The sequence below is a fragment of the Agrobacterium sp. LAD9 genome (genome assembly GCF_003031125.1).
Lineage (GTDB): Bacteria > Pseudomonadota > Alphaproteobacteria > Rhizobiales > Rhizobiaceae > Agrobacterium > Agrobacterium radiobacter.
The window spans coordinates 14,608-37,906 of record NZ_PHGS01000003.1; the positions used below are offsets into that span (position 1 = coordinate 14,608).

The window sequence follows — 23,299 nt, forward strand, 5'->3', positions numbered from 1 at the left end:
ATGCAAACATCCTTCACGCCGCAGCAACTGGCCGATCCGCATGTGGCGGAATCCGAAAAAATCCTGCGCAAATGCGTGCATTGCGGTTTCTGCACTGCCACCTGTCCCACCTATGTGACACTCGGCAACGAGCTGGACAGCCCGCGCGGCCGTATTTACCTCATCAAGGACATGCTGGAAAACAGCCGCCCGGCCGACCGTGAGGTCGTCACCCATATCGACCGCTGTCTTTCCTGTCTTGCCTGCACCACCACCTGTCCCTCCGGCGTGGATTACATGCATCTTGTCGATCATGCCCGCGCCCACATCGAACAGACGTACAAGCGCCCGTTCATGGATCGGCTGATCCGCAATCTTCTGGTCGCGGTTCTGCCCCATCCCACCCGTTTCCGGCTGGCCTTGCAGCTGGCAAGGCTGGCGCGGCCTTTCGCGGGCCTGCTTGCCAAGGCCCCGGCGCTAAAACCGCTGCAATCCATGCTCGCTCTCGCCCCCGCTGCCGTGCCTCCTGCCTCCGCCTCCACCCGTCCGGGTGAAAGACCGGCGGAGGGCGAAAAGCGCGGGCGCGTCGCCATCCTTACCGGTTGCGCCCAGCCGGTGCTCGACCCCGGTATCAATGAGGCAACGCTGCGGCTTCTCGCGCGGCTCGGCATTGAGGTTGTGGTGCCGAAGGGCGAGGGCTGCTGCGGCTCGCTGGTGCATCATATGGGCCGGGAGGAAGAGGCGCTCGCTCAAGCAAGGCGTAATGTCGATGTCTGGACCCGGGAGATGGAAAATGGCGGCCTTGACGCTATCATCATCACCGCGTCGGGTTGCGGCACCACCATCAAGGATTACGGCCACATGCTGCGGCTTGATCCCGCCTATGCGGAAAAAGCCGCGCGGGTTTCGGCGCTGGCGAAGGACATCACCGAATATCTCGCCGGTCTCGATCTGCCGCAAAGGCAGAGCCAGGGCCTGACGGTTGCCTATCATTCCGCCTGCTCCATGCAGCACGGCCAGAAGATAACGCTCGCACCGAAACAGCTGCTGAAGGCGGCGGGTTTCATAGTGCGTGATCCGGCGGAGGGGCATCTCTGCTGCGGCTCGGCAGGGACCTACAACATCCTGCAGCCGGAGATTTCCGGCAAGCTGAAGGCCCGCAAGGTGAAGAACATCGAGGCCACACGGGCGGATGTCATCGCCACCGGCAATATCGGCTGCATCATGCAGATCGGAACCGGCACTGATATGCCGATCCTGCATACGGTGGAACTGCTGGACTGGGCTTATGGCGGGCCGAAACCGGCGAGGCTTTCGGTTTAGAGCGCCGTTTGCCGATAAGGCAGCGATCCGGAATGACGGCGCGTGACGATAGGTTGGGGCCGGTGCGCCTTTCGGAGGCTTCTCCTCATCCTGTGCTTGTCACAGGGATCCAGCCAGCCCAAGGACTTGGGCTGAAAGGACTCTCCCCGCCGCGCAGACGCGCGCGACGGCTGGATTCCTGTGACGAGCACAGGAATGAGGGAAGAGGGTGGTTACTCCGATACTAGAACTTATACGCCACGCCGAAATTCACCGCATTGGTGATGATGTCGGTCTTCAACGAGCCGCCATTGTCGATATCGACGTCGACGAAGGAATAGGTGCCCTTATATTCCACGAAGGTCGACCAATTGTCGGTGATGCGGTAGCTGAGGCCGGCCTGCGCCTGCAGGGTTGCGCCGCCGAACTGGTATTCGAAGGTCTTGCCCGAGGGACGATATACTTCCACATGCGGCACGTTGATGCCGACGCCGGCGCCGACGTAAGGGGTGATCGGCAGGGATTCCAGCGGAAAGCGGTAGAGCGCGTTCAGCGTCAAAAGGTTCAGGCCGTCGGTGAATTCGAAATGCGACCAGCCGGAGCGGGCTAGCGTCTGATCGTCGGCATAGACCTTGTCATGGGTGAAATCGAGCGAGATACCGAAATTCCGGAGCTGGCCCTCATCGAACCAGTAGGTGCCGCGCACGCCCCAATAGGGCGGGTTGGAAAAGGACTTTCCTTCCCATCCGGCCCGGAAATCCGGCCCGTCGGAAACCTTCACATCGCTGTGCGGCGCGCTTTGCCAGCCGCCGTAACCGGAAATTTCAAATTCGCCCGCTATTGCGGCAGAGAAGGAAACGCCGCTGCAGAGCAGGGCGCAAACAAATAAAGTATGGCGCGACATGAAGTGAATCCAGATTGATATCAGTAATTCACCAAAGCGTTTTTTGATAACATTTGAATGACAGAAACGAAAAACGGGCGGTCTATTGACCACCCGTTTTAAGGCCGTTCCGTCATCCCCTGAGAGAGGTCCGGCGCCTGGCGTCCCCCGCCAAGTCTCAATTTCATTGAAGTGAGCCGGATTGTACCGCTGCAAGGCGGCAATTCAAGCGGATACGCCGCCATTCCGGCCCTGCAGCGGCCGGAATGACTGAACCGTTGCCATCATATCACTATGACCCTGGTTCCCACATTCACGCGCTCGTAAAGATCGGTGACATCCTCGTTGCGCATGCGGATGCAGCCGGAGGAATTGTTGCTGCCGATCGTCCAGGGCTGGTTGGTGCCGTGAATGCGGTAAAGAGTCGAGCCGAGATACATGGCGCGCGCGCCCATCGGGTTGGCCGGGCCGCCTTCCATGAAGGCCGGCAGGTAATGTCCCTTGGCCGCCTCGCGGGTGATCATTTCCTTCGGCGGGGTCCAGCTCGGCCACTCCGCCTTGCGGGTCACCTTGTGGGTTCCGGCCCATTCGAAACCGGGCTTGCCGACGCCGACCCCGTAACGCCGGGCCTTGCCATCGGCGAGCACGAGATAGAGGAAGCGGTTCGGCGTATCGATGACGATGGTGCCGGGCTTCTCAGCGGTGTCATAGTTCACGATCTGCGGCAGGAATTGCGGCGCGATCTGGGTGCGCACCGGCGCGTTGGGGCGTACGGCGGCATTCTGCACCCGTGCCGGGCGCTGCGATGTGACGCCGGAGCTGGGTCGCTGCGGCATGGCGGCCGCCTGGCGCTGCTGGAACAGCGGCTGGCGTGCGGCAGGTGCGCGCGGATAGACCACGGGTCGGACATTGCCGCGGCCACCGAGCTGGGTTACCCAAGGGGCAGAAAGGTCCGGGCTGACGACGACGGGCGGACGCTCGCGATAACGCTCATTGGCCATGGCGGCCGGGACGGCGAGGGTGGAAACGAGGCTCAGCGCCAGAAAAACGGACTTCATCGGCATCGGGTGGACTCTCTCTGCGGGATGTCGCAACTATGAATTTGCGGGACTGTTCGTCCGCTTTGCCGGACACGTTCGCACCTCGACGCCAGCGAATCGTAAATGGCTGTTCATTAAAAAGCGCTTGATTAGGGAAAGCTGGATTTAAGGTTAGCGCCCGGTTTTGAAACGTGGTGAATGAGTGGTAAGCGCGCAGGTTCACACCGCTTGCGAGCGGTAGCGAAAGGGATTGTCGGCACAATGAGCGAAGCGGGACTTGAAACGGGCGCGGATGGCCTTGTGCGGTGTTTCTGGCAGCAGGGGCTGGAGGATTACAGCCGTTATCACGACGAGGAATGGGGTTATCCCGTCACCGATGATCGCCGCCTGTTCGAGAAGATCTGTCTGGAAGGTTTTCAGTCCGGCCTTTCCTGGCTGACGGTTCTGCGCAAGCGCGAGGCTTTCCGTCTTGCCTTCGCCAATTTCGAATTCGAAAAGGTGGCTGAGTTCGGCGAGGCCGATATTGAGCGCTGCCTTGCCGACAAGGGCATCATCCGCCATCGCGGCAAGATCGTTTCGACCATCAACAATGCCCGCCGCGCCGTGGCGCTGCGCGACGAATTCGGTTCGCTCGCGCGTTATTTCTGGGGTTTCGAACCCGCCGCCGCAGAAAGGCCGCAAAGGCTCGACTATGCGACGTTAAGGGCCAACCCCACCAGTGTCGCCTCCACTCGTCTTTCCAGGGATCTGAAGAAGCGGGGCTGGACTTTCGTCGGCCCGACGACCGTCTATGCATTCATGCAGGCCATGGGTATGGTCAACGATCATATCGAAGGCTGTCATTGCCGCCAGCCGATAGAGGTCATGCGGCGGGAGTTTGTACGTCCATGAAGGTAACCTCCCTTCTCCTGGCTCTCACCATGGCCGTGGCCGCCGTGCCGCATTCCTCCTTCGCCGAAGAAGGCCGCAATGTCGACGGCATCTGGCTGGATGACGGCGAAAGGCTGAAGGAAGTGGCGCTGCCACCGGCCGGCCCGCTGAAGCTTGACGGCTGGACGCGGCGCGGGCGCGGCGATGTCTATCGCCTGAAGGTGAAGGCCGGGCAGACGGTGAAGATCGAGCTTGCCGCCTCCAGCGAATTCGTCCTGATGGCGGTCTTCGATTTTTCGACGCCGGATGAGGATGCGATCTTCTTCAGCGATTCCGAAGGCAAGGTCGCGACGCTGACGCCGAAGGCGGATACGGAATGGCTGATCCGCCCGACGCTTATTCTGGGATCACCGCGCCGTGGGCTGGGCGCGCACTACACGTTGACGGTCAGCACCGGAAAATAACGGCCCGCCTTTTGCTCAGGCCGCCTGGGTCAGCACAATCAGTCCGAAACTCAGAACACAAAGCAGCACGAGCGACAGGCTGGCGGCGATGATGACCTTGCCGCCGGCATGGCGCAGGCTGCGGATATCGACCGAAAGGCCCAAAGCCGCCATCGACATGATGGTGAGGATGTTGGAGAGCGAGGCGACGGGGCCGATCAGAGCCTCGGGAATAAGGCCGAAGGACCGGGCCATGATCATCAGCACGAAGCCGATGATGAACCACGGAACCATCTGCTGCAGCTTCAGGCGTCCCTTGTCGGACCGGCCGTGGATAACGGAGAGGGCAGCGATCACGGGCCCCAGCATCAAAACGCGGATGAGCTTGACGATGGTGCCGGTCTGCACGGCGATCGCGCCGAGCGGGGCGGTGGCCGCCAGAACCTGCGGCACGGCATAGACCGTCAGGCCGGCGAAAATTCCGTATTGGGTGGCATCGAGACCCAAAAGCTGCGGCAGGAACGGCATCAAAAGAACGGCGGCGACGCCGAGAACCGCGGTAAAGGCAATCGAGGCGGCAACATCTTCCGGCTTGGCGCCAATGGCGGGCGCTGCGGCGGCAATGGCGGAATTGCCGCAGATGGAGTTGCCGCAGGCAATCAGCGTCGCGAGCTTGGGTGGCAGGCCCAGCATTCGTCCGGCCGCGTAGCTCACGACCAGCGACAGCGCGACGATCAGCGCAATGCCGCCGATCAGCAAGCCGCCTGCGCCTTTGAGGATGGAAAGGCTCAGGGATGCGCCAAGAAGCGCCACCGCGATTTCGAGCAGCGTCTTGGCGCTGAACTTTATGCCGGCCGAAGCGACGGCAGGCAGAGACACCAGCGAACGCAGCAGCGTGCCGATCAGAATGGCGAGCACAAGATCGCCAAGCCATGCGTGGCCCGCAAGCCGCACCTGAAAGCGTTCCGCCAGAATGGCGGCGCAGCTGACCGCCGCGCAGATGAGAATTCCCGGCAGAAGCGGGGTAAGCCAGCGAAGCGAAAACTGAAAGGGGTGAGCGAGGGTGCGATGTTGTGCCATGGCCAGACAATGCCGCAGCCGCCTGTTTTATTCTATCAAATAATATGGCATATATCATTCGATAAAATCGAATGAATGATCATGACCTTTGAACAGCTCCGCATCTTCATCGCCGTTGCCGAACGCGAACACCTCACAAGGGCCGCAGAAGCTATCGGTTTGACGGCCTCCGCTGTCAGCTCCGCCATCAAGAATCTCGAAGCTTTTTATAATGTCGAGCTGTTCCATCGCGTCGGCCGCAACATTGAATTGACCGAAAGTGGTCGGGTTTTTCTGGGTGAAGCCAAGGCGACGCTGGCGCGTGTGCGCAATGCGGAATTGATTCTCTCCGAAATGGGCGGGCTGACGCGTGGTGAAATCACCGTCTGCGCCAGCCAGACCATTGCAAGCTACTGGCTGCCGCCGATCCTGATGCAGTTCAAGAAACTCTATCCCGGCGTGACCGTGCGGCTGGATATCGGCAATACCAAGACGGTGACGCAGGCGGTGCTTGACGGTCTGGCGGAGGTCGGTTTCATCGAAGGCAGGATTGATGAACCGGCTTTGATGGTGCAGCCCGTCGTCTCCGACAAGCTGCTGGTCGTCACCGGTTCGGCCCACCCCTTTGCCGATGGTCGTTACCTCACCGCGCTCGATATGCTCTATGGCACCTCCTGGGTGCTGCGCGAACAGGGCTCCGGCACCCGCTCCGCCTTCGAGGCGGCCGTGCGGCAGATGGGGGTGGACCCCGCGGAACTGTCCGTCATGCTGGAACTGCCGTCCAATGAGGCGGTGGTGATGGCGGCGCGTTCCGGCGGCGCCGCCACGGCGGTGTCCGCCTCAGTGGCATCCCTGTTTCTGCGGCAGGGATTGCTTGTCCGCGCCGGCATCGATCTGCCTGCCCGCAACTTCGCCCTGCTGCGCCACAAGGAACGCCATACCAGCCGGGCGGCGATGGAACTGGAGCGCCTCAGCCGGGCGGCGTCGGAGGATTACAAGGCCGGCCTCGCGGGTCTTTAGGCTGTGAGTGTGCCAAACATTCCCTAAATCCGGCATCGTCTCACCCTTGCGTAACGCCGTCGCCGATGAAGCGAAGGGGTGCCGCTTGCTTCTCTCCCCGGCGGGGAGAAGAAGAAAGTCGCAACCTCGGAGAAGCGCCATAACCGGCGCTCCTCGTTTAACAGTGTCAATCACTTACCCCTGGACTTCAACCAGGCCTTCATCATGGCGATCTCGCCTTCCTGGGCCTTGATCACCTCTTCGGCCAGCTTGCGGATTTCCGGATCCTTGCCGTATTCCAGCTGGACCTTGGCCATATCGATCGCGCCCTGATGATGTGGGATCATGCCGCGAACGAAATCGACATCGGCATCGCCGCTATAATCGATGGCCATATCGCCATGCATTTTCTTGCTGGCTTCCATGAAGGCCTTGGTGGAAGCGCTGTCGCTCGCGGTGCCTTTTGACATGCTGTGCCCGGCATGGCCGCTCGCCTCCTGTGCGAAAACGGGCATGGTGAGGGAGGCTGCGAAAGCGGCGGCCAGCGTGATGGTTTTGATAGACATGGATTATCCTTCCTGTGTCTGACGGATTTTTCGATGGTGGTCTGAAAAATCTGCAGTCAGGCGCGGGGAGGCGGCAGCGGCGGGGCGAAAGCCTTGCCGTCAAAGACAATGCCGCGCTGCGGTTTCGGATAGGCAAACGTCATCCGACCGCCATCGGCGAAGGTCGTGCGCGGAACCACGATCAGGCAGGCGGCACAGGAACCGGGATGTGCGGCATGGTCACCATGCGGGCAGCAGCCGACCGTGCCCGCTTTATGAGCCTTATTCTCTGCATGCGCCTGAAAAGCATCGTCCCGATCAGCAGCATGATGCGAATGGGCATCGCCGTGTTTCATCGGCGATTGTGAGGAAACCGCCATGCCCATCGGCATGCTCATCGCCATCTGCGCCGGCATTGCACCGTAAAGCAGGCAGGCAAGGAACATCAATGTGCGTACCACCTGAGACATGGCGTGAATCTACCGTGGAAATTATGGAATAAGCATGACGATCAGGTGAGTTCACACGCAATGACGTGATGCACGATACGATAATCCCTGCTTTCCTCGCCAAACGGGGCGAGCGGCCACTCCCATGCGGCCGCGGGTGCAGGAAGCTCGACGTCATGCAGCAGGTCTTCGTGCTGGTGCAGATTGCCATCCCTGCCGATGATGTCGAAGGATGTGTCGGTTATCAGGCAGGCCTTGCAGGGCAGGCCAGCCAGCGCTTCCAGATGGGTGTGAATGAGCTTCGGCAAAAGATCGTCCGGCGCAGCCGCAATCTTTTCCCGCTCCAGCCGGTGGCGCGCACCGGTGCCGATCTGTGACAGGAGATTGGCCGATACCACGAGATCGAGATAGGGCACGCGCCGCAGGAAATCGAGCGGCTCGGCTGCTTTGCCGGCAAGAATATCGTCAAAGCCGGAAAGATCGCGATTGGCAATACGGACGTTCTTTTTGGCATTGAGGCGCAGTTTTGCCTGCAGGCTGGCGAGATGCACCAGATCGACCAGAACGACGGTATCGAACATCGCCACCAGCGCATCATAGGGCACATCGCGCAACAGGCCCGACCCAAGCACGACTGCCGTTCGCCGCTGTTTCAGCTTTCCGGCCGATTGCAGCACGAATTGCCGGCTGTTGTTTTCATGCTCCGCCCACGCTTTGGCGCAGCGGTTGGCGCGCGCCCAGAGATTGACGGAATAGCGGATATGCGGCCGGAATTCTTTCGGCGTAACCGCGCGTGTGGCGGCATATTGCAGGGCTTCGAGGATCATGAATGCCTAACGGTAAATATCACGGCGATGGCCGATTTCGACCACCAGCACGACGAGGTTGTGATCCTGTATATCGCAGATGATGCGGTAATCGCCCACCCGGTAGCGCCAAATTTCCGAGTTCGGAGCCTTGAAGGGCGGAGCCGGTCCTTCGAGGGTTGCCATCTCTGGCAATGCGGTCCGCTAGAAAAGAAACGATGCGATTGGAATCGCTTTTCGTCAAATTGCCCAGTTTCTTGATGGCAGCGCGCTGAAACTCAATTTTCCAGATCAAGATCACGCATCACTTCTTCCAGAGTGTAGGTGCGTTCTTTATTAGCGATGCGCTGCCGCGTCGCTTCCTCTGCGAGATACAGGTCTTCCATATCTTCGATATGTTTCTCGATTGCCTCGCGGAGGTAATAGGCGGATGTGCGGCCGGTGCGCTCGGAAAGCGCCTTCAGCTGCTCATAGGTCTCATCAGGCAGGCGGATGGCCGTCTGTTTGCTCATGGGTCGTGTCCCTCCCGATCCGAAATGGGATACACGTATCCCATATAGCGCCGCCTGGCTGCGTGAGCCAGCAAAACCGGAGCCTTTGCGGCTTGCCGCACAGGGCTTCATCCTCTAATACACCGGCATAATTTCAGGAAAATATCGGATCGGCATCATGAGCGAAAAAGCAAAAAAGCCTCAGAAACTGAAAGCCCGCCTGCCGCGCGGCTTCGTGGATCGAACGGCTGCCGATATTCATGCCGTGAACGAGATGATCGAGAAGATCCGCAAGGTCTATGAGCTCTACGGCTTCGACCCGATCGAAACCCCGCTGTTCGAATATACCGATGCGCTCGGCAAATTCCTGCCCGATAGCGACCGTCCGAACGAAGGCGTGTTTTCGCTGCAGGATGACGACGATCAGTGGATGAGCCTGCGCTACGATCTGACCGCGCCGCTCGCCCGTCATGTCGCGGAAAACTTCAACGAAATCCAGCTGCCATACCGCACCTATCGCGCTGGCTACGTGTTCCGCAATGAAAAGCCCGGCCCCGGCCGCTTCCGGCAGTTCATGCAGTTCGATGCCGATACGGTGGGCGCCGCCGGCGTGCAGGCCGATGCCGAAATGTGCATGATGATGGCCGATACGCTGGAAGCGCTCGGAATCAAGCGCGGCGATTACGTCATTCGCGTCAACAACCGCAAGGTGCTTGATGGCGTCATGGAAGCCATCGGCCTCGGCGGCGAGGAAAATGCCGGCCGTCGTCTGAACGTGCTGCGCGCCATCGACAAGCTCGACAAGTTCGGTCCTGAAGGGGTGAGGTTGCTGCTCGGTCCCGGTCGCAAGGACGAGTCCGGTGATTTCACCAAGGGCGCGGGCCTTGGCGATGAGCAGATCGAAAAGGTCCTGTTTTTCGTCGGCATCAAGGACTATGCGGCAAGCGCCGATGATCTGGCGAGACTGGTTGCGGGCACCTCGAAAGGCGCGGAAGGCGTTGAGGAGCTGAACATCATTGGCGCTCTGGTCACCAGTGCCGGTTACGATGCGACGCGCATCAAGATCGACCCCTCCGTCGTTCGCGGCCTCGAATATTATACCGGCCCGGTCTATGAGGCCGAGCTGTCCTTCGATGTCACCAATGAAAAGGGCGAAAAGGTCGTGTTCGGCTCTGTCGGCGGCGGCGGGCGTTATGACGGTCTCGTCTCGCGCTTCATGGGTCAGCCGGTTCCGGCCACGGGCTTCTCCATCGGCGTTTCGCGCCTGATGACGGCGTTGAAGAACCTCGGCAAGCTCGGCCAGGTCAAGCCGCTCGCCCCTGTTCTGATCACCGTCATGGATGGCGATGTGGAAAGCATGGGCCATTACCAGCGCTTCACGCAGGCGCTGCGCACCGAGGGCATCCGTGCTGAAATGTACCAGGGCAACTGGAAGAAATTCGGCAACCAGCTGAAATATGCCGACCGTCTCGGCTCCCCCATCGCCGTCATCCAGGGTGGCGACGAGCGTGCCGAAGGCGTGGTCCAGATCAAGGATCTGATCGAAGGCAAGCGCCTCTCCGGCGAGATCGAGGACAATGCCAGCTGGCGCGAGGCGCGCGTGGCGCAGGTCAGCGTGCCGGAGGCCGAACTGGTGGCGAAGGTCCGCGAGATTCTTGAGCATCAGGCAGAGGACGTTCGCCGCGCCGCCGAAGGGCGCTGAAGCCATGGCGATCCTTGCGCTCGACCATGTTCAGCTGGCGATGCCGGCGGGCCGCGAAGATGAGGCGCGTGCCTTTTATGGCGGCCTGCTTGGCTTTGCGGAGCAGGTCAAACCCGCTAATCTGGCCGCGCGTGGCGGATGCTGGTTTACCTGCGGCCCGATAAAACTGCATCTCGGCGTTGAGCAAGATTTCCGGCCGGCGCGGAAAGCCCATCCGGCCTTTCTGGTCGATGATCTGGCGATCTTGCGAAAAACACTTGAAACTGCGGGCTACCATGTGATTGAGGATGAGCCGTTTGAAGGATATCACCGGTTTTATGTCCATGATCCCTTCGGAAACCGCATCGAATTGATGCAACCGCTCGAACCGTGACGAAAAGTACCGTTTCATGCCCCTGATCGACATGCCGGAATTTTCCGGAGAGCTACTGGAAGAATTCGCCGCGCGGCGCACGAGCCGTGTGAACACGCCCGTCATCCAGCCCGCCGAACCGTTTCTGGATATGGCCGGCGAGGATTTGCGCCGCCGTATCTTCATGACGGAGAGCGAAACGGGGACGAGCCTTTGCCTGCGTCCCGAATTCACCATCCCCGTCTGCCTGCGCCATATCGAGACGGCGACCGGCACGCCGAAGCGTTATTCCTATCTGGGCGAGGTCTTCCGCCAGCGTCGTGAAGGTGCGAACGAGTTTTATCAGGCCGGCATCGAAGACCTTGGCGATACCGATATTGCCGCCGCCGATGCCCGTGCCGTCATCGATGCCACCGGCATTCTGCAGCGCCTGCTGCCGGGCCGGGTGCTTGCCGTTACGCTGGGCGACCAGCAGGTGTTCGAGGCGGTGGTTGCCGCCCTTGGCCTGCCGCTCGGTTGGCAGAAGCGGCTGGTGCAGGCCTTTGGCGATATGGCGCAGCTCGACGCGCTGCTGGAAAGCCTCGTGCATCCCAAGCCGATGACCGGTCTTGATGCCCGGGTCGCGGGCCTGCTGGCGACTGGCGACGAGGCGGTGCTGGTCGATTATCTCGATACGGTGATGCAGGAGACCGGCTATTCCACCAATGCCAGCCGTTCGCCGCAGGAAATCGCCCGCCGTCTGCGGGAGAAACTGGCGCTTGCGGCCACCCGCCTGCCGGATGATAGCTTCGCGTTGCTCAAGCAGTTTCTGGCCCTGAAGGCGCCGCTGCTGCAGGCCTCGCAGGTTCTGGCTGATTTTGCCGCAAAGGCGAAGCTGAAGCTGGATGGCGCGCTTTCCGCTTTCGACAAACGTGTCGCAGCCCTTGCCAATGCCGGTGTCGATCTTGAGACCGTCACCTATGGCGCGGCCTTCGGCCGTCCGCTCGATTATTATACCGGCCTTGTTTTCGAGGTGGTGGAAGCGGGTGGAGACAGCGTTCTGGCCGGTGGCGGCCGTTTCGACCGGCTGCTGACGCTGCTCGGCGCACAGGAAAAAATACCGGCTGTGGGTTTTTCGCTCTGGCTGGATCGCATCGAAGCGGTGCGGGGGAGCGACAAGCCATGATCACCATCGCATTGCCCTCCAAGGGCCGGATGAAGGAAGACGCTTCGGCCGTTCTGGAACGCGCCGGATTGAAGGTCGCGGCCGTCGGCAATGACCGCTCCTATCGCGGCCGTATCGAAGGACGGGACGATATCGAGATCGCCTATCTGTCGGCCTCCGAGATCGCCCGCGAGATCGGCGCGGGCACGGTGGATTTCGGCGTGACGGGTGAGGACCTTGTGCGCGAGGGACTGACCAATGCCGATGCGCAGGTGGAATTCTGCGCCCGCCTCGGTTTCGGCCATGCCGACGTTGTGGTCGCCGTGCCGGAAATCTGGCTGGATGTGGACAGCATGGCCGATCTCGGCGACGTCGCTTCGGAATTCCGCGCCCGTCATGGCCGCAGGCTGGCGATCGCCACCAAATACTGGCGGCTGACGCAGCAGTTCTTTTCGCGCCAGCACGGCATCCAGCTTTACCGTATCGTCGAAAGCCTTGGCGCGACCGAGGGTGCGCCGGCGGCGGGGCAGGCGGATATCATCGTCGATATCACCTCAACCGGTTCGACGCTGAAAGCCAATCATCTGAAAATCCTCTCCGACGGCATCATCGTCCGTTCGGAGGCCTGCTTTGTCCGCGCCCGCAAGCCGGAGCACGATGGCGATGCGAGGGTTGAGGAGATCGCGTCGCGCATAAGGGCGGCGGTCTGACGCCAGACAAAAAAAGCCGCCGGAGCGATCCGGCGGCTTTTTTGTTGGTCGATCTATCTGGCTCAGGCGTGGGCCACAGCCGCGCCGCGCTTTGCGTCGACGGAGTAGGCGCCAGCGCCGAAGGCGGCAAGCAGGATGTAAGCGCCGGCAAGCGTGATGTTCTTCACCATCATGATGCCGTTCAGCGTGTTGATCCAGCCAAGAGCCGGTTCAGGCCAGCCGGGAACGGCAACCGTGCCGCTGTGGAAAACCAGACCGGTGAAGACGCAGAAGACGGCAAGCGCCCAGGCGGCGATTTTGGTCTGGAAACCAGCGAGAATGGCAAGACCGGCAACGAGTTCGAACAGGCCTGCGACATAGGCAAGCGCGGTTGCGGCGGGCAGGCCGGCGCCGGTGATCATGCCGGCCGTGCCGGCCGGATCGACGAGCTTGCTGAAGCCCGAAGTAATGAAGATGAAGGAAAGCAGAATGCGGGCGATGAGAACGAGAACGTTCTGGCTGCTGGACATGGATATCTCCGGTAATTGATCGGCGTGTTGCCGGTTGATCTGCAGGGCAATGTCTGGAGACATCAATGTCGGAAAATCACTCATCCATAAAGATGAACAACAGAAGACAAATTGTCTTCATTTTGTGAACGGTGGATGGCATCGCTGCAAAAAGCCTTAGGCGGCGAAGCGAATATCCTCAAGACGCGGAAACAGGAAAAGCCCTGATATGCGCCCTTGCTGGCCGTCTTCGAAGCCGGAAGATTCACCCATGCAGATGACCGGCTGCCGCATTGCCGGCAAGATGGAAAGGCCGGTTGAAAAACAGAAACGTGAGGGCGCCGTGGAAACCTGCTCGAAAAGTTCCAGCACGCGGGCGTGGTCAGCGCGGTCGTAACAGCGGACAAGGCTCAGCAACCCGCACTCGCCCGGCGGCAGGCCGTGCATGAATGATGCGTGTTCGCCGAGCCGGATGACGCCGCTCGAAAGATCGCTGCTCCACTCCTCCGAAATGAAGAAATGCGACATGGTCCGGGGATCGGGCGTGGTCGTCACCGCCGTTGGCAGAGCATCGTTGCGTCTTGATATTTCAAACAAATCGCGCCCCCGCATGAACACGTGCCAGCGCCGCCATTTCTAGCGCCTCTGCCAGGTTGAACCTTTACCGCCACCCGCAGTCGAACGTGTTTGCCAAGCATCGAAACCCCTTCAATGCTCGCCGCCCAGTCGCGGAACCCTTACGGGGGCTGACTTATAGTTTATTTTCCCCTACCTACAACAACCAGTCAGTGAGAAAATCAAAAATATTATGTATTTCTTCTTCAAAATCGCGAGATTTGCGAAAAAGCACAACTAAATAGCGCACTTATAAGCCGGTCCGAGTGAAAACCGAGCACCTTTGGGGTGGTGATTCGCTCATGGCGCTGCCGCATTATTGCATGGGATGGCAAAAAATAGCCGGATAAAATCATGGCTGTTCCAAAACGGGACAATATTTGAGCGCTTCCGCTTTCGGCCTTCAGAATTATGCAACCGGTTGATTTTATGAGGCATCTCTCGCAAGAGAGACGACGTCCTCCTCGGCCTCGTGCCGAGGATCTAATCACGTCGCGGGAAATCAATCGGTTGCAGATGCTCGGGACAGGCCCAAAGATGACGCCCCTTTCGTCAAACGTGCAGGGACGGCAAAGAAAAAGGGCGATCCGAAGACCGCCCTTTCTTATTCCAGTGACAGGACTGATTAGAAGTCCATGCCGCCCATGCCGCCGCCGGGCATCTGCGGCATTGCCGATTCCTTCTTCGGAAGCTCGGCGATCATGGCTTCGGTGGTGATCAGCAGCGAAGCAACCGAAGCTGCGTTCTGCAGAGCCGTACGTACAACCTTGACCGGGTCGACGATGCCGAGCTGGATCAGGTCGCCATATTCGCCGGTCTGGGCGTTGTAGCCGTAGTTGTCTTCGTTCTTGTCGAGGATCTTGCCGACAACGATCGAAGCTTCGTCACCTGCGTTTTCTGCGATCTGGCGAACCAGAGCCTGCAGAGCCTTGCGCACGATGTTGATGCCGGCTTCCTGGTCGTCGTTTGCACCCTTGGCGGTGATCTTCGTGGAAGAACGCAGCAGGGCAACGCCGCCGCCCGGTACGATGCCTTCCTGAACAGCAGCGCGCGTTGCGTTGAGAGCGTCGTCGATGCGGTCCTTCTTTTCCTTCACTTCAACTTCCGTCGAACCGCCAACGCGGATCACGGCAACGCCGCCAGCGAGCTTGGCAAGACGTTCCTGCAGCTTTTCGCGGTCGTAATCGGAAGTGGTTTCTTCGATCTGCGCCTTGATCTGGGCAACGCGGCCTTCGATGTCGGACTTCTGGCCGGCACCGTCAACGATCGTGGTGTTTTCCTTGGAGATCGAAACCTTCTTCGACTTGCCGAGCATGTCGAGGGTAACGCTTTCGAGCTTGATGCCGAGGTCTTCGGAAATGACGGTACCACCGGTCAGGATGGCGATGTCTTCCAGCATGGCCTTGCGGCGGTCGCCGAAGCCAGGAGCCTTGACGGCAGCGATCTTGAGGCCGCCACGCAGCTTGTTGACGACGAGCGTTGCAAGAGCTTCGCCTTCTACGTCTTCAGCGATGATGACGAGCGGCTTGCCGGTCTGAACGACAGCTTCGAGAACAGGCAGCATGGCCTGGAGGTTCGAAAGCTTCTTTTCGTGCAGAAGGATGTAAGCGTCTTCGAGGTCCGCAACCATCTTTTCCGGGTTGGTCACGAAGTAAGGCGACAGGTAGCCGCGGTCGAACTGCATGCCTTCGACGACTTCGAGTTCGGTTTCAGCGGTCTTGGCTTCTTCAACGGTGATGACGCCTTCGTTGCCGACGCGCTGCATTGCTTCAGCGATGTCGAGACCGATCTGACGCTCGCCGTTTGCGGAGATCGTGCCGACCTGTGCAACTTCTTCCGAAGTGTTGATCTTCTTGGCCTTGGCCTGAAGGTCCTTGACGACTTCTGCAACAGCAAGATCGATGCCGCGCTTGAGGTCCATCGGGTTCATGCCGGCAGCAACTGCCTTTGCACCTTCGCGAACGATGGCCTGGGCCAGAACCGTTGCCGTCGTGGTGCCGTCACCGGCGATGTCGTTGGTCTTGGAGGCAACTTCGCGAACGAGCTGTGCGCCCATGTTCTCGAACTTGTCTTCCAGTTCGATTTCCTTAGCGACCGAAACGCCGTCCTTGGTGATGCGCGGAGCGCCGAAGGACTTGTCGATAACGACGTTACGACCCTTCGGGCCGAGGGTTACCTTCACTGCATCAGCAAGAATGTCGACGCCCTTGAGCATCTTTTCGCGCGCTGAGCGGCCGAATTTGACTTCTTTGGCTGCCATTTTCAAAACTCCTGGTTTCGAACGGCCGGAATGGATCCGGCTTGAAATTTAAGGAAACAATGGGTTCGGCGAAATCAGCCGATGATACCCATGATGTCGGCTTCCTTCATGATCAGAAGGTCTTCGCCGTTGAGCTTGACTTCGGTGCCCGACCACTTGCCGAACAGGACGCGATCGCCAACCTTGACGTCGAGAGCGACGACCTTGCCGGCCTCATCGCGAGCGCCGGAGCCGACGGCGACGATTTCGCCTTCCTGCGGCTTTTCCTTGGCGGTATCGGGAATGATGATGCCGCCCTTGGTCTTTGCTTCGGATTCAACGCGACGAACGACGACGCGATCATGAAGCGGGCGGAAATTGGTGCTTGTCATTGCCTAATCCCTCGATCAAATGACTGCGCGAGCTTTTGGAACTCGCCTGATGGGTGTTAGCACTCTCCTTTATCGAGTGCCAGCGGAACCGAGATAAGGAGGGCATCTGCCGGAGTCAAGAACGCCCTGTCTGAAAAATTTCATGGCTTATGGTTATCAGCGTTCCATGACAGAAATTTCCCATGTGCGGATGCGCGCCATGACGACATTCTTTTCGCGCGATGCGCGTCGCATCCATCTGCGGGACATTTGTGTTCATGCTGCGTCAGGCGGGGCCGAAGACCGGTCACGCACCGCTTTTTTCCTTGCCATCGGCGTCCCGCTTTGCGATGTGACGCTCACCCTCTTCTCGCATCCGGAAAGCATCTCATGGCCCACCGCATTCTCACTCTCGGCGAAATCACTGATGGGTTCGACGTTATTCTTTCGGATGTCTGGGGTGTGCTGCACAATGGGGTCAGCGCCTTTCCGGATGCGGCGGTTGCGCTGCGGGAAGCGCGCAAGGCTGGCAAGACGGTGGTGCTCATCACCAATTCGCCGCGTCCCGCCCCCGGCGTCATCGCCCAGCTTCGCGTTCTCGGCGTGCCTGATGAGGCCTATGACCGTATCATCACCTCGGGCGACGTTACCCGTGGTCTGATCGCGGAAGGCCCAAAAAAGGTCTTCCTGCTCGGCCCGGAACGGGACATGCCGCTGCTGGAAGGTCTCGATGTCGAATGTGTCGGCGAGGCGGAAACGGAATCCGTGGTCTGCACCGGCTTCTTCGACGACGAGACGGAGACGCCCGAAGACTATACCGAAATGCTCAAGGGCTTCATTGCCCGCAAGGTGCCGATGATCTGCGCCAACCCCGATCTGGTGGTGGAACGCGGCGAGCGCATCATTCCCTGCGCCGGCGCCATGGCCGCCTATTACGAACAGCTCGGCGGCGAAGTCCGCATTGCCGGCAAACCGCACGCGCCGATCTACGAAGCCTGCTTAGCTGCCGCCAAGGAAGTGCGCGGCTCCTTCCCGAAGGATCGCGTGCTCGCCATTGGCGATGGCATGCCGACGGATGTGAAGGGCGCGATTGCGAGCGGCCTCAACCTTCTTTATATCAGCGGCGGCATTCACGCGGCGGAATATACGCTGAACGGCCAGACGGACGAGGCGCTTCTGAACGCCTATCTGAAGGGGCAGGGTGCAGCTCCCGGCTGGTGGATGCCCCGTCTCGCCTGAGGATATCTTGCCTGAGGAATAGCTGGCGCAGGAATGGATCGATTGCCATGACCGTCTTTCACCGCAATGAAAAAAAGGAGCCGCTGCCGGAAGCTCTTCGTGGCGGCGTCATCGCCATCGGCAATTTCGACGGCGTGCATCGCGGCCACCGGGCTGTGCTGGATCGTGCTCTGGAACTGGCGGAAGCCCGTGGCGTTCCCGCGCTGGTACTGACCTTCGAGCCGCATCCCCGTTCCGTCTTCCGTCCCGACACGCCGGTGTTTCGCCTCACGCCCGCGCCTTTGAAGGCGCGCATCCTTGAGGCCATCGGTTTCCGCTCCGTCATCGAATATCCCTTCGACCGGGAATTTTCGCAGCGCTCGGCGGAGGAATTCGTTCAATCCATCCTGGTCGACTGGCTTCATGCCAGCGCCGTCGTCACCGGCTTCGATTTCCATTTCGGCAAGGGCCGCGAAGGTGGCCCGGCATTCCTGATGGAGGCCGGCAAACGCCATGGTTTTGATGTGACGCTGGTGGATGCCTTCCGCGACGAGGGTGCGGATGTCGTCTCCTCCAGCCGTATCCGCTCGCTTCTGTGCGACGGTGATGTGGCAGGCGCCGCAGGCCTGCTCGGATACCGCTTCACGGTGGAAAGCGAGGTCATTGGCGGCCAGAAGCTGGGGCGCACGCTGGGTTATCCCACCGCCAACATGGCGCTCGCCCCGGAAACGGAACTGAAGGCCGGCATCTATGCCGTGCGGTTCCGTCGCCCCGATGGTTCTATCCACGATGGCGTGGCAAGCTTCGGTTATCGTCCGACCGTCACCGAAAACGGCGCGGCGCTGCTCGAAACATTCGTCTTCGATTTCTCCGGCGATCTCTACGGTGAGGTCTGTTCGGTCTCCTTCTTCGGGCACCTGCGCGATGAATTGAAATTCGATGGCCTCGATCCGCTCGTTGCCCAGATCAGGCGCGATGAAGAAGAGGCGAGAGCGATGCTATCGGGCGTGCGCCCGCTCAGCGCGTTGGATGCGAAGATTGCGTTTTGAGCTGATGAGGCCGGCAAGCCCGTATTCCGGCCGATATTGCCGTCGCTTTTCTCTTCCTTTTTACCGGAAAACCGCATAAACAACCGGCCATGTCCCAATACCGGTTGAAGTTTACAGTTCAGATTGGCCGAATTATTGGCCCGGCCTTCCGCCCGCTCTGAAGAGCCGGAAGGTCCGGGATTTTGGCGCTCGTCATGGCATTTGACATGGCGCTTTCCGTATTTGCCCTCTTTGAAATTGAGACGGCGCGACCGACACGGCGCGCAACAACGGTACAATTATGAGCGACACCGCAGAAAAATTCGACTATTCCTCGACCCTCTATTTGCCGCAGACGGATTTCCCGATGCGTGCCGGCCTGCCGCAGAAAGAACCGGAAACGGTGAAGCGCTGGCAGGAAATGGGGCTGTATAAAAAGCTCCGCGCTTCCGCCGCCGGCCGCGAGAAATTCGTGCTGCATGACGGCCCGCCCTATGCCAACGGCAACATCCACATCGGCCATGCGCTGAACAAGATCCTGAAGGACGTCATCACCCGCTCGTTCCAGATGCGCGGTTACGATGCCAATTACGTTCCGGGCTGGGATTGCCACGGCCTGCCGATCGAATGGAAGATCGAAGAAGCCTATCGCGCCAAGGGCAAGAACAAGGACGAGGTTCCGGTCAACGAATTCCGTAAGGAATGCCGTGACTTCGCGGCCGGCTGGATCAAGGTCCAGTCGGAAGAGTTCAAGCGTCTCGGCATCGAGGGCGACTTCGAAAACCCCTACACGACGATGAACTTCCACGCCGAAGCCCGCATCGCCGGCGAACTCCTGAAGATCGCCAAGAGCGGCCAGCTCTATCGCGGCTCCAAGCCGATCATGTGGTCGGTCGTCGAGCGCACGGCGCTGGCGGAAGCCGAAGTCGAATATGCGGATGTCGAGAGTGACATGATCTGGGTGAAGTTCCCGGTAAAGGACGCTGCGCCCGCGCTTGCCGGCGTTTCCGTCGTCATCTGGACGACCACACCGTGGACCATCCCCGGCAACCGCGCCATCGCGTTTTCTTCGCGGGTCGAATATGGCCTGTTCGAAGTCGAGAGCGCCCAGAACGATTTCGGTCCGCAGCCGGGTGAAAAGCTGATCTTCGCCAAGAAGCTGGCCGATGAGGCCGCCGCCAAGGCGAAGCTGACCTTCAAGCTCGTTCGCGACGTGAAAACCGAAGAACTGGCCGCCATCACCTGCGCCCATCCTTTGGCGGCGCTCGGTTACGATTTCCCGGTTCCGCTTCTCGAAGGCGATCACGTCACCGACGATGCCGGTACGGGCTTCGTGCACACCGCGCCGAGCCATGGCCGCGAGGACTTTGACGTCTGGACCGCGCATCAGCGCGAGCTGGAAGCGCGCGGCGTCTCGTCGGCCATCCCGTTCCCGGTTGGTGATGACGGTTTCTACACCGAGGACGCTCCCGGTTTCGGCCCGTCCGCCGAAGGCGGCGCTGCCCGCGTCATGGACGACAACGGCAAGAAGGGCGACGCCAACGACCGCGTCATCAAGGCGCTGATCGCGGCCCATAACCTCTTTGCCCGCGGCCGCCTGAAGCACAGCTATCCGCATAGCTGGCGCTCCAAGAAGCCGGTCATCTTCCGCAACACGCCGCAATGGTTCGTCTATATGGACAAGGAACTGGGCGACGGCACGACGCTGCGTTCGCGCTCCTTGAACGCCATCGATCAGACCCGTTTCGTTCCGGCTTCCGGCCAGAACCGCCTGCGCGCCATGATCGAAGGCCGGCCCGACTGGGTTCTGTCGCGCCAGCGCAGCTGGGGCGTGCCGATCGCCGTTTTCGCCGACGAGCATGGTGAGGTTCTGGTCGACGAGGCCGTCAACGCCCGTATCATCGAGGCTTTCGAAGCTGAAGGTGCGGATGCCTGGTTTGCCGAAGGCGCCAAGGAACGTTTCCTCGGCAATGACCACGACCACGCCAAATGGCAGCAGGTCATGGACATCCTCGATGTGTGGTTCGACAGCGGTTGCACCCACACCTTCACGCTTGAAGACCGCCCGGACATGAAGTGGCCGGCGGATGTCTATCTGGAAGGTTCCGACCAGCATCGCGGCTGGTTCCATTCGTCGCTGCTCGAAAGCTGCGCGACGCGCGGCCGCGCGCCCTATAACGCCGTTGTCACCCATGGTTTCACCATGGATGAGAAGGGCGAGAAGATGTCCAAGTCCAAGGGCAACGTCGTCTCGCCGCAGGAAGTCATGAAGGACGCCGGCGCCGATATCCTGCGCCTGTGGGTCATGACGACGGATTACTGGGAAGACCAGCGTCTCGGCAAGGCCATCATCCAGACCAATGTCGATGCCTATCGCAAGCTGCGTAACACCATCCGCTGGATGCTCGGTACGCTCGCCCATTATAAGGGCGAAGAGATCGCCTATGACGATCTGCCGGAGCTGGAAAAGCTGGTGCTGCATCGCCTGTCCGATCTGGATAAGGTCGTGCGCGAGGGTTATGACGGCTTCGAGTTCAAGAAGATCGCCCGCGCGCTGGTGGATTTCGCCAATGTCGAGCTTTCGGCTTTCTATTTCGATATCCGCAAGGACACGCTTTATTGCGACGCGCCGTCGTCGCTGAAGCGCCGGGCATCGCTGTCGGTCATCGCCAAGCTGTTCGACTGCCTCGTTTCGTGGCTCGCGCCCATGCTGCCCTTCACGACGGAAGAAGCGTGGCTATCGCGTTATCCGGATGCGGAATCGGTGCATCTCGTCCAGTTCCCGGAAATCCCGGCCGAATGGAAGAACGATGCGCTGGAAGCGAAGTGGGAGAAAATCCGCAAGGTCCGCACGGTCGTGACAGGCGCGCTGGAAGTCGAACGCCGCGAAAAGCGTATCGGCTCCTCGCTCGAAGCGGCACCCGTCGTGCACATTGCCGACGCCGATCTTCTGGCGGCGCTGAAGGGGCAGGATTTCGCCGAAATCTGCATCACCTCGGCCATCTCGGTGGTTGGTGACGAAGGCCCCGCCGATGGCTTCCGCCTGCCGGAAGTGGCAAAGGTCGTGGTCGAGCAGAAGCTGGCGGAGGGCGTAAAATGCGCTCGCTCCTGGCGCATCACCACCGATGTCGGTTCCGATCCGGACTATCCGGAGGTTTCCGCCCGCGATGCGGCCGCGCTGCGCGAGCTTGCAGCCCTGGCATAATGAAAATGGCCGGATGAATTGCGCTTTGCCTCTTCATCCGGTACACCTGCCTGAAAATGGCCGGATTTGCACGGCAATGCGGGCTGCCGCCTGCCGAAAGACGATGTCTGGCGCAGTGGGACGGACGGCTGGAAGGGTTTCGATGAAGACGATGCAGGGTAATGCGCAGGGTTTGGGCATGTTTCGCACGGTTGTTGGCATCACGGCGATAGGCGTGTTGCTCGGCGCCTGCACGAGCCCGACCTACGGTACGGGCAAGACGGCGGCTGAACAGCTTGTCGACGATCTTGGCAATGCGACCTCGATCACCGGTGACCAGAGCAAGCGCAACCTGAAATACAGCCCCCGCCCGGGTCTCGTCGTTCCCGCCCAGACCCGTGCCGAACAGCTGGCCACGCCGCAGCAGAACATGGCAAGCCGCGAAAACAACCCGCAATGGGTGGAATCGCCGGAAGAAACCCGCGAACGTCTGCGCGACGAAGCGGATGCCAACAAGAACAACCCGCATTACCGCTCGCCGTTGCTCGCCGGTAACGGCACTGCCGGCCAGATGACCGAAAGCCAGAAATGGGAAGCCTTCCGCAAGGCGAAGGCCGAAGCCCAGGGCGGCTCCGTCGTCAACGCCCAGCGCAAGTTCCTCACCGACCCGCCGGCTGAATATCGCAGCGTCCCGCAGGATCAGCTGACCGATCTCGGCGAGCCGGAGCAGAAGAAAGAAAAGCGCCGCAAGAAAGAAGCGGCAGTCGCCGGCACCGGCAAGAGCTGGTGGAACCCCTTCCAGTAAAAACGAATGGCTGATGGCCTGCGGGAAAGCATGAGCCTCCCGCCGGCCGCTCAATCGTCGAGGCGTTTCTCGCGAAAGAATTGCCGCAGGATGTCGGCACTTTCGCTTTCCGCCAGCCCGGAATAGACATCCGGCGCGTGGTGGCAGGTCGGCTGGCTGAAGAAGCGCACGCCATTATGCACCGCGCCGCCCTTCGGGTCTTCCGCGCCATAATAGAGCCGGCGGATACGGGCGAATGAAATCGCCGCAGCACACATGGTGCAGGGCTCCAGTGTCACGTAGAGATCAGCGCCGGGCAGGCGTTCCTGCTCCAGCGCTTCGCAGGCCATGCGGATCACGGCGATTTCGGCGTGCGCCGTCACATCATTCAATTCACGGGTGCGGTTGCCGGAACGGGCGATGACGCGGCCGTCCAGAACCAGTACGGCGCCGATCGGAACCTCCTGCCGCTCGCCGGCGGCACGGGCTTCCGCCAGCGCCAGTTCCATGAAATGCGTCCTTTCGGCCATTGCGTTTCAATTTCCTCTTAACCCTTGTGCTTGGACCTGATAGGACAGCCCAAACAACAGGCAAACAG

General features: G+C 60.4%; 24 protein-coding genes and 1 pseudogene. 12 read left to right on the forward strand and 13 right to left on the reverse strand.

Annotation, left to right across the window (positions count from 1 at the left end; translation table 11 throughout):
* Positions 1-1,302: a glycolate oxidase subunit GlcF gene (gene glcF / locus DA915_RS03280; RefSeq protein WP_107675156.1), complete on the forward strand. Its 1,302-nt coding sequence runs from the start codon at positions 1-3 to the stop codon at positions 1,300-1,302.
* 223 nt (positions 1,303-1,525) lie between these two features.
* Here glcF and DA915_RS03290 read toward each other — a convergent pair whose 3' ends face one another.
* Complete coding sequence (locus DA915_RS03290; RefSeq protein WP_003503198.1) at positions 1,526-2,185, reverse strand: outer membrane beta-barrel protein; 660 nt, start codon at positions 2,183-2,185, stop codon at positions 1,526-1,528.
* Positions 2,186-2,448: 263 nt separating this feature from the next.
* Positions 2,449-3,228 carry a L,D-transpeptidase gene (locus tag DA915_RS03295; protein ID WP_003503197.1) on the reverse strand — a complete coding sequence of 260 codons (780 nt, stop codon included), beginning with the start codon at positions 3,226-3,228 and terminating at the stop codon, positions 2,449-2,451.
* A gap of 237 nt (positions 3,229-3,465) precedes the next feature.
* On the opposite strand from DA915_RS03295, the gene DA915_RS03300 reads away from it, so the two are divergent.
* Both DA915_RS03300 and DA915_RS03305 read left to right on the forward strand, forming a co-directional pair.
* Positions 3,466-4,095 carry a DNA-3-methyladenine glycosylase I gene (locus DA915_RS03300; protein WP_107675157.1) on the forward strand — a complete coding sequence of 210 codons (630 nt, stop codon included), beginning with the start codon at positions 3,466-3,468 and terminating at the stop codon, positions 4,093-4,095.
* The gene (locus tag DA915_RS03305; RefSeq protein ID WP_080865875.1) at positions 4,092-4,538 is read left to right on the forward strand and encodes a hypothetical protein; all 447 of its coding nucleotides are present in this window, start codon (positions 4,092-4,094) and stop codon (positions 4,536-4,538) included. Before DA915_RS03300 ends, DA915_RS03305 begins: the two co-directional genes overlap by 4 nt.
* A 15-nt stretch (positions 4,539-4,553) precedes the next feature.
* Here the strand turns inward: DA915_RS03305 and DA915_RS03310 are convergent, their stop codons facing one another.
* Complete coding sequence (locus tag DA915_RS03310) at positions 4,554-5,597, reverse strand: YeiH family protein (RefSeq protein ID WP_065694890.1); 1,044 nt, start codon at positions 5,595-5,597, stop codon at positions 4,554-4,556.
* A gap of 81 nt (positions 5,598-5,678) precedes the next feature.
* Here DA915_RS03310 and DA915_RS03315 point away from each other — a divergent pair, with 81 nt between their 5' ends.
* Positions 5,679-6,596, forward strand: coding sequence for a LysR substrate-binding domain-containing protein (locus DA915_RS03315; protein ID WP_026363679.1), 918 nt, complete (start codon positions 5,679-5,681; stop codon positions 6,594-6,596).
* Positions 6,597-6,766: 170 nt separating this feature from the next.
* Here DA915_RS03315 and DA915_RS03320 read toward each other — a convergent pair whose 3' ends face one another.
* The 5 genes and pseudogenes from DA915_RS03320 to DA915_RS03340 form a co-directional block, all read right to left on the reverse strand.
* Positions 6,767-7,141: a DUF305 domain-containing protein gene (locus tag DA915_RS03320; RefSeq protein ID WP_060726049.1), complete on the reverse strand. Its 375-nt coding sequence runs from the start codon at positions 7,139-7,141 to the stop codon at positions 6,767-6,769.
* Positions 7,142-7,197: 56 nt separating this feature from the next.
* Positions 7,198-7,590, reverse strand: coding sequence for a hypothetical protein (locus DA915_RS03325; protein WP_223568205.1), 393 nt, complete (start codon positions 7,588-7,590; stop codon positions 7,198-7,200).
* A 41-nt stretch (positions 7,591-7,631) separates the two neighbouring features.
* Positions 7,632-8,396 (reverse strand): hypothetical protein, encoded by a 765-nt coding sequence (locus tag DA915_RS03330; protein ID WP_107675158.1) that lies wholly within the window; start codon positions 8,394-8,396, stop codon positions 7,632-7,634.
* A gap of 6 nt (positions 8,397-8,402) precedes the next feature.
* Positions 8,403-8,670, reverse strand: a pseudogene (locus tag DA915_RS03335) (type II toxin-antitoxin system RelE/ParE family toxin).
* The gene (locus DA915_RS03340) at positions 8,654-8,887 is read right to left on the reverse strand and encodes a DUF6290 family protein (RefSeq protein ID WP_107675159.1); all 234 of its coding nucleotides are present in this window, start codon (positions 8,885-8,887) and stop codon (positions 8,654-8,656) included. The pseudogene DA915_RS03335 and the gene DA915_RS03340 overlap by 17 nt, the downstream one beginning before the upstream one ends.
* A 157-nt stretch (positions 8,888-9,044) precedes the next feature.
* On the opposite strand from DA915_RS03340, the gene hisS reads away from it, so the two are divergent.
* The 4 genes from hisS to hisG are packed head-to-tail and all read left to right on the forward strand — an operon-like array spanning position 9,045 to position 12,774.
* Positions 9,045-10,568 carry a histidine--tRNA ligase gene (gene hisS / locus DA915_RS03345; RefSeq protein ID WP_107675160.1) on the forward strand — a complete coding sequence of 508 codons (1,524 nt, stop codon included), beginning with the start codon at positions 9,045-9,047 and terminating at the stop codon, positions 10,566-10,568.
* A 4-nt stretch (positions 10,569-10,572) separates the two neighbouring features.
* Positions 10,573-10,941 carry a VOC family protein gene (locus tag DA915_RS03350; protein ID WP_099085622.1) on the forward strand — a complete coding sequence of 123 codons (369 nt, stop codon included), beginning with the start codon at positions 10,573-10,575 and terminating at the stop codon, positions 10,939-10,941.
* Positions 10,942-10,957: 16 nt separating this feature from the next.
* A complete protein-coding gene (locus DA915_RS03355) occupies positions 10,958-12,085 on the forward strand; it encodes an ATP phosphoribosyltransferase regulatory subunit (protein ID WP_107675161.1) in 1,128 nt (375 codons plus the stop codon).
* On the forward strand, positions 12,082-12,774 hold the full coding sequence (gene hisG / locus DA915_RS03360; protein ID WP_003503184.1) for an ATP phosphoribosyltransferase: 693 nt from the start codon (positions 12,082-12,084) through the stop codon (positions 12,772-12,774). The genes DA915_RS03355 and hisG overlap by 4 nt, the downstream gene beginning before the upstream one ends.
* Positions 12,775-12,836: 62 nt before the next feature.
* Here hisG and DA915_RS03365 read toward each other — a convergent pair whose 3' ends face one another.
* The 4 genes from DA915_RS03365 to groES all read right to left on the reverse strand — a co-directional run bounded on the left by DA915_RS03365 (position 12,837) and on the right by groES (position 16,508).
* Positions 12,837-13,283, reverse strand: a complete 447-nt coding sequence (locus tag DA915_RS03365; RefSeq protein WP_003503183.1) for a DoxX family protein — start codon at positions 13,281-13,283, stop codon at positions 12,837-12,839.
* A 156-nt stretch (positions 13,284-13,439) separates the two neighbouring features.
* Entirely contained in the window at positions 13,440-13,874 is a 435-nt protein-coding gene (locus tag DA915_RS03370) for a hypothetical protein (protein ID WP_003503182.1), read from the reverse strand.
* Between the two features lie 628 nt (positions 13,875-14,502).
* Entirely contained in the window at positions 14,503-16,137 is a 1,635-nt protein-coding gene (gene groL, locus DA915_RS03375; protein WP_099085620.1) for a chaperonin GroEL, read from the reverse strand.
* 74 nt (positions 16,138-16,211) lie between these two features.
* Positions 16,212-16,508: a co-chaperone GroES gene (groES, locus tag DA915_RS03380; protein ID WP_003503180.1), complete on the reverse strand. Its 297-nt coding sequence runs from the start codon at positions 16,506-16,508 to the stop codon at positions 16,212-16,214.
* Positions 16,509-16,877: 369 nt separating this feature from the next.
* On the opposite strand from groES, the gene DA915_RS03385 reads away from it, so the two are divergent.
* The 4 genes from DA915_RS03385 to DA915_RS03400 all read left to right on the forward strand — a co-directional run bounded on the left by DA915_RS03385 (position 16,878) and on the right by DA915_RS03400 (position 22,722).
* The gene (locus tag DA915_RS03385) at positions 16,878-17,726 is read left to right on the forward strand and encodes a TIGR01459 family HAD-type hydrolase (protein WP_107675162.1); all 849 of its coding nucleotides are present in this window, start codon (positions 16,878-16,880) and stop codon (positions 17,724-17,726) included.
* A 47-nt stretch (positions 17,727-17,773) separates the two neighbouring features.
* A complete protein-coding gene (locus DA915_RS03390) occupies positions 17,774-18,754 on the forward strand; it encodes a bifunctional riboflavin kinase/FAD synthetase (RefSeq protein WP_035261003.1) in 981 nt (326 codons plus the stop codon).
* 280 nt (positions 18,755-19,034) lie between these two features.
* Positions 19,035-21,938 carry an isoleucine--tRNA ligase gene (gene ileS, locus DA915_RS03395; RefSeq protein ID WP_107675163.1) on the forward strand — a complete coding sequence of 968 codons (2,904 nt, stop codon included), beginning with the start codon at positions 19,035-19,037 and terminating at the stop codon, positions 21,936-21,938.
* Between the two features lie 142 nt (positions 21,939-22,080).
* A complete protein-coding gene (locus tag DA915_RS03400) occupies positions 22,081-22,722 on the forward strand; it encodes a hypothetical protein (protein ID WP_020811949.1) in 642 nt (213 codons plus the stop codon).
* A gap of 50 nt (positions 22,723-22,772) precedes the next feature.
* Here DA915_RS03400 and DA915_RS03405 read toward each other — a convergent pair whose 3' ends face one another.
* Complete coding sequence (locus DA915_RS03405) at positions 22,773-23,231, reverse strand: nucleoside deaminase (protein ID WP_003503170.1); 459 nt, start codon at positions 23,229-23,231, stop codon at positions 22,773-22,775.
* Positions 23,232-23,299 lie beyond the last annotated feature (68 nt).

What these genes read in the sequence shown, in the direction of transcription:
- glcF (WP_107675156.1), top strand. Translation starts at nt 1, where the DNA reads ATGCAAACATCCTTCACGCCGCAGCAACTGGCCGATCCGCATGTGGCG.
- DA915_RS03290 (WP_003503198.1), bottom strand. Translation starts at nt 2,185, where the DNA reads ATGTCGCGCCATACTTTATTTGTTTGCGCCCTGCTCTGCAGCGGCGTT.
- DA915_RS03295 (WP_003503197.1), bottom strand. Translation starts at nt 3,228, where the DNA reads ATGCCGATGAAGTCCGTTTTTCTGGCGCTGAGCCTCGTTTCCACCCTC.
- DA915_RS03300 (WP_107675157.1), top strand. Translation starts at nt 3,466, where the DNA reads ATGAGCGAAGCGGGACTTGAAACGGGCGCGGATGGCCTTGTGCGGTGT.
- DA915_RS03305 (WP_080865875.1), top strand. Translation starts at nt 4,092, where the DNA reads ATGAAGGTAACCTCCCTTCTCCTGGCTCTCACCATGGCCGTGGCCGCC.
- DA915_RS03310 (WP_065694890.1), bottom strand. Translation starts at nt 5,597, where the DNA reads ATGGCACAACATCGCACCCTCGCTCACCCCTTTCAGTTTTCGCTTCGC.
- DA915_RS03315 (WP_026363679.1), top strand. Translation starts at nt 5,679, where the DNA reads ATGACCTTTGAACAGCTCCGCATCTTCATCGCCGTTGCCGAACGCGAA.
- DA915_RS03320 (WP_060726049.1), bottom strand. Translation starts at nt 7,141, where the DNA reads ATGTCTATCAAAACCATCACGCTGGCCGCCGCTTTCGCAGCCTCCCTC.
- DA915_RS03325 (WP_223568205.1), bottom strand. Translation starts at nt 7,590, where the DNA reads ATGTCTCAGGTGGTACGCACATTGATGTTCCTTGCCTGCCTGCTTTAC.
- DA915_RS03330 (WP_107675158.1), bottom strand. Translation starts at nt 8,396, where the DNA reads ATGATCCTCGAAGCCCTGCAATATGCCGCCACACGCGCGGTTACGCCG.
- DA915_RS03340 (WP_107675159.1), bottom strand. Translation starts at nt 8,887, where the DNA reads ATGAGCAAACAGACGGCCATCCGCCTGCCTGATGAGACCTATGAGCAG.
- hisS (WP_107675160.1), top strand. Translation starts at nt 9,045, where the DNA reads ATGAGCGAAAAAGCAAAAAAGCCTCAGAAACTGAAAGCCCGCCTGCCG.
- DA915_RS03350 (WP_099085622.1), top strand. Translation starts at nt 10,573, where the DNA reads ATGGCGATCCTTGCGCTCGACCATGTTCAGCTGGCGATGCCGGCGGGC.
- DA915_RS03355 (WP_107675161.1), top strand. Translation starts at nt 10,958, where the DNA reads ATGCCCCTGATCGACATGCCGGAATTTTCCGGAGAGCTACTGGAAGAA.
- hisG (WP_003503184.1), top strand. Translation starts at nt 12,082, where the DNA reads ATGATCACCATCGCATTGCCCTCCAAGGGCCGGATGAAGGAAGACGCT.
- DA915_RS03365 (WP_003503183.1), bottom strand. Translation starts at nt 13,283, where the DNA reads ATGTCCAGCAGCCAGAACGTTCTCGTTCTCATCGCCCGCATTCTGCTT.
- DA915_RS03370 (WP_003503182.1), bottom strand. Translation starts at nt 13,874, where the DNA reads ATGCGGGGGCGCGATTTGTTTGAAATATCAAGACGCAACGATGCTCTG.
- groL (WP_099085620.1), bottom strand. Translation starts at nt 16,137, where the DNA reads ATGGCAGCCAAAGAAGTCAAATTCGGCCGCTCAGCGCGCGAAAAGATG.
- groES (WP_003503180.1), bottom strand. Translation starts at nt 16,508, where the DNA reads ATGACAAGCACCAATTTCCGCCCGCTTCATGATCGCGTCGTCGTTCGT.
- DA915_RS03385 (WP_107675162.1), top strand. Translation starts at nt 16,878, where the DNA reads ATGGCCCACCGCATTCTCACTCTCGGCGAAATCACTGATGGGTTCGAC.
- DA915_RS03390 (WP_035261003.1), top strand. Translation starts at nt 17,774, where the DNA reads ATGACCGTCTTTCACCGCAATGAAAAAAAGGAGCCGCTGCCGGAAGCT.
- ileS (WP_107675163.1), top strand. Translation starts at nt 19,035, where the DNA reads ATGAGCGACACCGCAGAAAAATTCGACTATTCCTCGACCCTCTATTTG.
- DA915_RS03400 (WP_020811949.1), top strand. Translation starts at nt 22,081, where the DNA reads ATGAAGACGATGCAGGGTAATGCGCAGGGTTTGGGCATGTTTCGCACG.
- DA915_RS03405 (WP_003503170.1), bottom strand. Translation starts at nt 23,231, where the DNA reads ATGGCCGAAAGGACGCATTTCATGGAACTGGCGCTGGCGGAAGCCCGT.